Here is a 7,237-nt window from a genome sequence, read left to right as displayed (position 1 = left end):
AAACTCAAAAATAAAGGCGACGCTGTCATCACAATTTAAATGCATAACAGCTTAAGATAATTATAAAAGTATATCGAACAGTTTAAAAATTGATTTTATACAGCTAAAATTATTGATTATTTGTCACCAAAAAATAACAATGAATTCTCGTATATTAAACTATCAAATAAAACAACTATAAATTTTATGTGACACTTATTGAGCATGTAGCCAATGCCATTTCACAAAACTTTTAAGACAAATCCTCTTTCTTCCCTTGTTCTCCTTGTCTCCTTGGTTGCTAAATGTAAGTAGTTAAGCAAAATTAAATATATTCATCATTGCGAGTTAAGCCGAGCGTAACGACGCAATCGCAAGCGTTAGAGCTAAATCAAATTGACTCGCTAGAGCATAAATATTTTTGCCTAAGTACTTATCAGAGCTTAACTAGTGAGATGGTATAACCTGTGGATGCACTCAATCAAAGTTTATTTATTCTTGGTAAAATTCCGTAATTTGAAGTTGCTCAATTGTTTGAATGACTAGATAGCTAGTATCAGCAGTCAAGAGGCAGGAGGTATAAGGTAAAAACAATAACTTTAATAAATTGTCTGTATCTTCAAAGGTCTAATTATTTCCACTGTATTGTACTAGTGACTTACTAGATATAGTAATAAAGATAACATAAAGGTTGTGTATTATAATGTTACAAACTATTGTCAACAATCGTTACAAGATTGTTAAAGTTTTAGGAGAAGGTGGTTTTGGTAAAACTTTTCTGACAGAAGATACACATTTGCCTTCAGGTCGTCGTTGTGTGATCAAGCAGCTCAAGCCTGTCACGGAGAATCCACAGATACATAAAATGGTGCAAGACAGGTTCCAGCGAGAAGCGGCCATTTTGGAGGACTTGGGAAACAGTAACAACCGAATTCCTAATTTGTATGCGTATTTTGCTGAACAAGGTCAGTTTTACCTAGTCCAAGAATATGTGGAAGGCAAAACTCTTGCTGAAAAGATACATACCGAAGGAGTGATGAGTGAGAGTGCTGTGCGGGAAATCCTCAAGAGTTTGTTATACGTTCTTAACTTCGTACACAGCAAACACATTATTCATCGGGATATTAAACCAGATAATATAATTTTGCGGGATGCAGATAGTGTACCTGTACTGATTGATTTTGGCGCAGTACGGGAATCGATGGGTACAGTTGTTAATTCCCAGGGAAACCCTACTAGTTCGATTGTCATCGGTACACCAGGATTTATGCCTCCAGAACAAGCGGCTGGTAGACCTGTTTACAGCAGCGATCTCTACAGCTTGGCAATCACAATGATTTACCTGTTAACAGGTAGAATGCCGCAGGAGTTACAGACAGATCCCAGAACCGCAGAAATCATGTGGCACCAGTATGCGATGAATGTTAGTCCCAGTCTGCGGATGATTCTGGATAAGGCGATCGCATATCATCCAGGCGATCGCTACCCTACCGCCAAAGACATGATTGATGCTTTGCAATCTTCTGCTGTTAATCCTGCTGTTAATAATTACGTAGCCCCCACACAATCTTCTTCTCAATACAACACACCAGCATCACCAAACCCCGGTGGATATTCCCCACCCCCGACAGTCATCAACTCACGTGGTCAAAATCCTCAACATATCCAACCTGTTATTACCCCTGTGGGTTCTAACCCTAATTGGTCAGGCGGAAATTATAATCCTCAGCAGTATGTCTCACCTGCTGCAACCACAAATTCTGGTTTGTTAGGTGGAGGTGGCACATTTAATACTGATGTTCCCGTACCTCCAGAAATTCAAGGTTGGAACTGGGGAGCATTTTTGTTGTCACCTTTATGGAGTATCACTAACCAAGTTTGGATCGGACTATTATCTTGGGTTCCTTACGTGGGTATACCTATGCCCTTTATACTAGGTGCAAAAGGTAATACTTGGGCTTGGAGAAGTCGTCAATGGCGTAGCATTGAAGATTTTAAAGCCCATCAAAGAGTTTGGACAAAAGCAGGAATCATTGTTTATTCTAGCTTTGGAGCTTTAATCGTCCTATTGGCTGTAATTGGCGGTATTGCTTCACAACAAGAAGACACTGATACACCAAGCTCAACACCAACTCAAGTAAGTCCTAGCCCTAGTGAATCTTCTTCTCCCAGTTCTTCAAGCTCTTCAAGTTCTTCAAGTTCTTCAAGTTCTTCATCTTCAGAAACCACAACTAGCAACTCCCAAAGAGTCACAATAGGTAACTTAAAAACCTATTCCTACGAAACAAGATTATTTTCTATCGATGTTCCCGAAGGCTGGGATCTTAAAGATAACAGCAATGCTAACGAAGTCATTATATATTGGCTTGACCCAACTGAAAATGCTCTCATTCAAGTTAATGTCTTCAATACTCAAAACAACCCAACCCAGGAAGAACTAACCAATATTTTGAAGCGGTTTATTAACAAATTTGCTGCTAAAGAACAAGATTTTATCACAGAGCAACCTGTCAGACAAAAGGATGGCAGTGTCAGAATTACTTGGAGTTATACAGCTAAAAGCGGAAATTCTTCTATCTCACTGACAGCTAACAGTTTTATCAAATCCCAAGAAGACAAAATTTCCATAGATTCTTACATTGTACCTAGCGAGCAATACAAAGAACTACTACCAACCGTTAACCAAATTATTGGCAGTTATAAACTTAATGCTTCATTTCCTTTCAAATAATACGGGAGCATGTGACATATCTCGGTTTCTCGCCTACCCGACTCTGAATCAAAGATTACAGAGCGGCTAAGGGTTTAAACCCAAGCGCGGTATATTGAAAAAATTGGGATGCTCACGCTTTGACAAAAACAATTAGAAAATTTGTAAAATAAATAACTGCCTCAATTATTCTGGCACACTCCTATGCAAACGCTGCTCAATAACCGCTATCAAGTCATCCAAACTCTTGGCGGTGGTGGATTTGGGGAAACATTCTTAGCAGAAGATACACAAATGCCCTCCCGCCGTCGCTGTGTCATTAAGCAACTAAAACCGATTCAAGATAATCCCCAGGTTTACCAGTTAGTACAACAACGATTTCAACGAGAAGCAGCAATTTTAGAAGAACTGGGTGATGGTAGCGATCAGATTCCTCGCTTATATGCCTACTTTTCGGAAAATGGGCAATTTTACTTAGTTCAAGAGTATATTCAAGGACAAACTCTCACAGCGAAAATGCAACAAGAAGGCTTGATGAGTGAGAGTACAGTTAAAGAAATCCTCACTAGTATTTTGCCAGTTCTTGATTATGTCCACAGCAAAGGCATTGTTCACCGAGATATCAAGCCAGATAATATCCTACTTCGTTATGCAGATGGCAAACCAATATTAATTGACTTTGGCGCAGTTAAAGAAACAGTCGGAACAGTAATGACTCCTTCTGGAAATTCTACTAGGTCAATTGTAATTGGTACACCAGGGTTTATGCCCAGCGAACAAACTGTCGGACGCCCCATGTTTGCTAGCGATATATATAGTTTAGGTTTAACAGCAATTTATTTAATTACAGGTAAAGTACCGCAAGAATTGGGAACCGATCCAGCCACAGGTGGAGTGTTGTGGCGACAACATGCTTTAAATGTAACTCCCACTTTTGCAGCCATTTTAGATAAAGCAATTCAATTCCACGCCAGCGATCGCTTTGTCAGTGCTAAAGAAATGTTACAAGCCCTACACACAGGTACTGCACCATTTCCGCCTACTGTTCCCTATACACCTCCTACTGCACCTTACCAACCACCAGCAGGAGTACCATCTTTGCAAACACCACAAAATACATTCGCCGTTAGCCCAGCTAATTCCTATCAACCTCCCATCAATCAAAATACTGGTAATGGAAACAGAGGAATATTCATTGGCGGGATTGTTGGTGCTTTAATAGGTGCATCTGTAATTATTGGTTTTGCCCTCAATAATAAACAACAACCGACTACTTCAACAAGCGAACCAACTACAGCATCAGTGGAACCTGAACAATCACCCACAAGGTCAAAATCAACACCAACACCACAATCCGACTTTCCCATCACCTCCAGATCTTCCTCAGAAACTGTAGAACCACAGGAAACGGTATCACCAGAAACACCAGATAGCAACACTACCGAACCTGTTACTAGCCAAACGCCTACCCCTGAAGAAACTACAGCAACAAACCCCGAAAACACTCGCTCGTCTCCAGAAGAATTTATACAAGATTATTACGCAAGTATCAATCAAGGACAATATCAAACAGCCTGGAATGAGTTATCCCCCAACTATCAAAACAATAAACGTCTTCACCCCAATGGTTATCTTTCTTACATCGACTGGTGGGGAGGTAAAGTTCAACAGGTAGAAGTTGAACAAGTAAGTTTAGTAAAAAATAATACAGATACAGCGACTGTATCTGCTCAACTAAAATATATACTGAAAACCGGACAAGAAACATCCAGTTCCGTCAACTTCTCCCTGTTATGGGACGCCGGGAATAATAAGTGGGTGATTGCGGATACTAAATAACAATTGCGTTCAGAGGATGTTTGAAAAGTCCTTTTGTAGGTAGCAAAATCTTCTAGCTCCCCCTAAATCCTTTTAAAAAGCAGGGTGGTTTCATACGAAAAAAGAAAAATATGGAAGTCTGTATTTCTCGTTTTGAAGCATAGATTTTTACCCCTCTCCAAACCTCTCCCCTTAATAAGGGGAGAGGCTTTAAAAGAAGATTTTAATTTTTCTCTGCTTGTATGAAACCACCCTGCCCTAAATCCTTTTAAAAAGGGGGACTTTGATTCGGGATGCTTCCTAAAATTAGGTGGAAGATGGATATAAACGATCGCCTGTAGCAGTATCAAATACAAATAATTGACTCAAATCAATCTCCAACGCCAAGCGATCGCCTGGACCGGGACGCACATCCGCGCCCACTTGTACATTCACCAGTACTCTCGAACCAGGTAAACCCGCACGAATCAAAGTCTCCCTTCCCAAAGGTTCCACTACCTTAACCTCCACCACCAATTCAGCAAATTCTCCTTGGCGTCCTACTCTACGAGAAGCTGCTATTGCATCTTGGCGTCTTAGCGATTCATTGATGAAAACATTCTCTGGTCGAACACCCAAATCAAACCCCTGTCCCTCCCGCAGATGCAATTTATCTTGCATATCCGCAGTCACACGTAACACTTGCTCATCCACAGCAAAACCCCCAGCCACATACTTAGCTGGTAAAATATTCATCGGTGGACTACCCAAAAAAGTAGCTACCATGCGGTTAGCTGGTTTAGCATAAATTTCTTGTGGTTCGCCAATTTGCTGAATTCTACCGCGATTCAACACCACAATTTGATCCGCCAAGGTCATCGCTTCAACTTGATCATGAGTCACATATACCGTCGTAATTCCTAGCTTTTGATGTAACTCTTTTAACTCCGCTCGCGTATCATCTCGCAATTGAGCATCTAAATTTGAGAGAGGTTCATCTAACAAAAATACCTGTGGTTGACGGGCGATCGCTCTTCCTAATGCTACCCGTTGTTGTTGTCCCCCGGAAAGTTGTTTGGGTTTACGTTCTAACAGATGTTCCAATCCTAGCGATCGCGCCACTGTCATCACCCTTTCTTGCACAACTTTCGGATCTATTTTTCGCATCCGTAACCCAAAAGCAATATTTTCTGCCACCGTCATGTGCGGATACAGGGCATAATTTTGGAACACCATTGCGACATCTCTTTGTCTAGCGGGGACATTATTCATCAATTTATCCCCTATGTAAAGCTTGCCAGAAGTCGCAGTTTCTAAACCCGCAATGGTTCGTAAAATTGTAGACTTACCACAACCCGAAGGCCCTACCAAAACCCAAAATTCGCCATCGGGGATCTCAAAGGTAATATCCTCTATAGCGGTGACACTGTTGAATTTACGCTTAATGCTTTCGAGACTAACGCTAGCCATTGTTGTGATTATGGGCTAATTATCTGGCGAGGTGCGATCGCATTTTATCGTGAAAACTTTAGATTACAGTAATGTAATTAACTCCTCTTTGCTGAGTTCAGCATCTGGCAGTATCTTAAGTAGCAATCCTTTACCTATAGTTTTACCAGTATGCACAGGTATTGTAACCACCCGTTCATCTTCATGTTGTATCCGTACATGACTTCCTTTTTGAGGTAGAATTCTCGCTTGCTTGTATCTAACATAGCCTTATTTCTGCCAAGCTGGATGAGACAGCAAAGACGCAATTACTCTGACTCCTCGCAGTTGATTAGAAAGAGGTAAATGACCTTTAGGGGCGGTTAAATTCCAGGTAAATTCTTGAGGGTAACGTGTCCAGTTATTACCTTTTTTCCAACCAATTTTTACCCAAAGATTATCCCAATTTTTCCCTAAACCTAACCAAATTTCTCGCTGTACAGAAAAACCAAATTTACCTTCAGAGTGGACTAACCAAAGTTTGTTGATTGTTTGTAAGTCTGTAACTGGAAAATTATCGACTTCGGTAAAATAAAGCCACTTGCGTTTAACTGCTTCTGCACCTGCAATTTCACACATTTTTTGTAGTGTCATGCGATCGCTAGCCTCGAAATCTTGAGTTGCTAGCAAATGTTGTAAAGGACTGTAATCAATACCGCACTCTGATTTTAGAGGCACAATACCTTGTGGAAAATGGGTTTGGAGAAAATCTTTAATTTGAGGTGAATCAGAGTTATACAAAACTTGGTAAGCTTTACCATCAACCCAAGTAGCGGGAGTGTCGCGACGTTCCATTAAAAATTCCATCAGAACATCAAATCCATTATTACCAAGGTTAGCTAGCTGCGGGATTGTTTGTTGTTGGACTTGCAGAGACCCAGCAACTAATTGGCCGCGTAGGGATTCAATGTCAGAAGATCTGCCTGATACAATCATTGGGTCTGTCATGCCATTACTCAGAAAATGCGATCGGTGAACAAGCGATGAACTATAAAATTTTGTAGATGGGCAAGCATTAGTAGCGTAAAGTAGTTTACAAGAAATTGCGCCCAAAGCCTACTAATTATATACCTGCATCATCCTGAGATGTGTCAGTGATTGTAGAATCTAGTGATCTGATAAACTCTCGCAAAATATCCGTTTTGGTTCTGCCTACAGCTTGACAGTGAGATTCTAACATTGCGAACTCTTGCTCAGTCACCCTGATAGTAAACTACCCACACTGATTCGGAGTACCGAATACAGTGTGGGCTTTCAGTAGCC

5 protein-coding genes are annotated in these 7,237 nt (G+C 40.7%); 2 read left to right on the top strand and 3 right to left on the bottom strand.

Going from position 1 to position 7,237, the window contains the following annotated elements:
* Window positions 1-682: 682 nt before the first annotated feature.
* Both AC5JMK_RS10810 and AC5JMK_RS10805 read left to right on the top strand, forming a co-directional pair.
* A complete protein-coding gene (locus AC5JMK_RS10810) occupies window positions 683-2,710 on the top strand; it encodes a protein kinase domain-containing protein (protein WP_495910066.1) in 2,028 nt (675 codons plus the stop codon).
* Window positions 2,711-2,893: 183 nt separating this feature from the next.
* Complete coding sequence (locus AC5JMK_RS10805) at window positions 2,894-4,528, top strand: protein kinase domain-containing protein (RefSeq protein WP_495910065.1); 1,635 nt, start codon at window positions 2,894-2,896, stop codon at window positions 4,526-4,528.
* Window positions 4,529-4,813: 285 nt separating this feature from the next.
* Here the strand turns inward: AC5JMK_RS10805 and AC5JMK_RS10800 are convergent, their stop codons facing one another.
* The 3 genes from AC5JMK_RS10800 to AC5JMK_RS10790 all read right to left on the bottom strand — a co-directional run bounded on the left by AC5JMK_RS10800 (window position 4,814) and on the right by AC5JMK_RS10790 (window position 6,922).
* Complete coding sequence (locus tag AC5JMK_RS10800; RefSeq protein WP_096673985.1) at window positions 4,814-5,956, bottom strand: ABC transporter ATP-binding protein; 1,143 nt, start codon at window positions 5,954-5,956, stop codon at window positions 4,814-4,816.
* Between the two features lie 63 nt (window positions 5,957-6,019).
* A complete protein-coding gene (locus tag AC5JMK_RS10795) occupies window positions 6,020-6,178 on the bottom strand; it encodes a type II toxin-antitoxin system HicA family toxin (protein ID WP_096673987.1) in 159 nt (52 codons plus the stop codon).
* Between the two features lie 27 nt (window positions 6,179-6,205).
* Complete coding sequence (locus tag AC5JMK_RS10790) at window positions 6,206-6,922, bottom strand: GUN4 domain-containing protein (protein ID WP_096673989.1); 717 nt, start codon at window positions 6,920-6,922, stop codon at window positions 6,206-6,208.
* Window positions 6,923-7,237: the final 315 nt, after the last annotated feature.

It is taken from the genome of Pelatocladus sp. (assembly GCF_059505505.1).
Note: the sequence above shows the minus strand (reverse complement) of the source record. Positions and strands in the feature narration are given on the sequence as shown.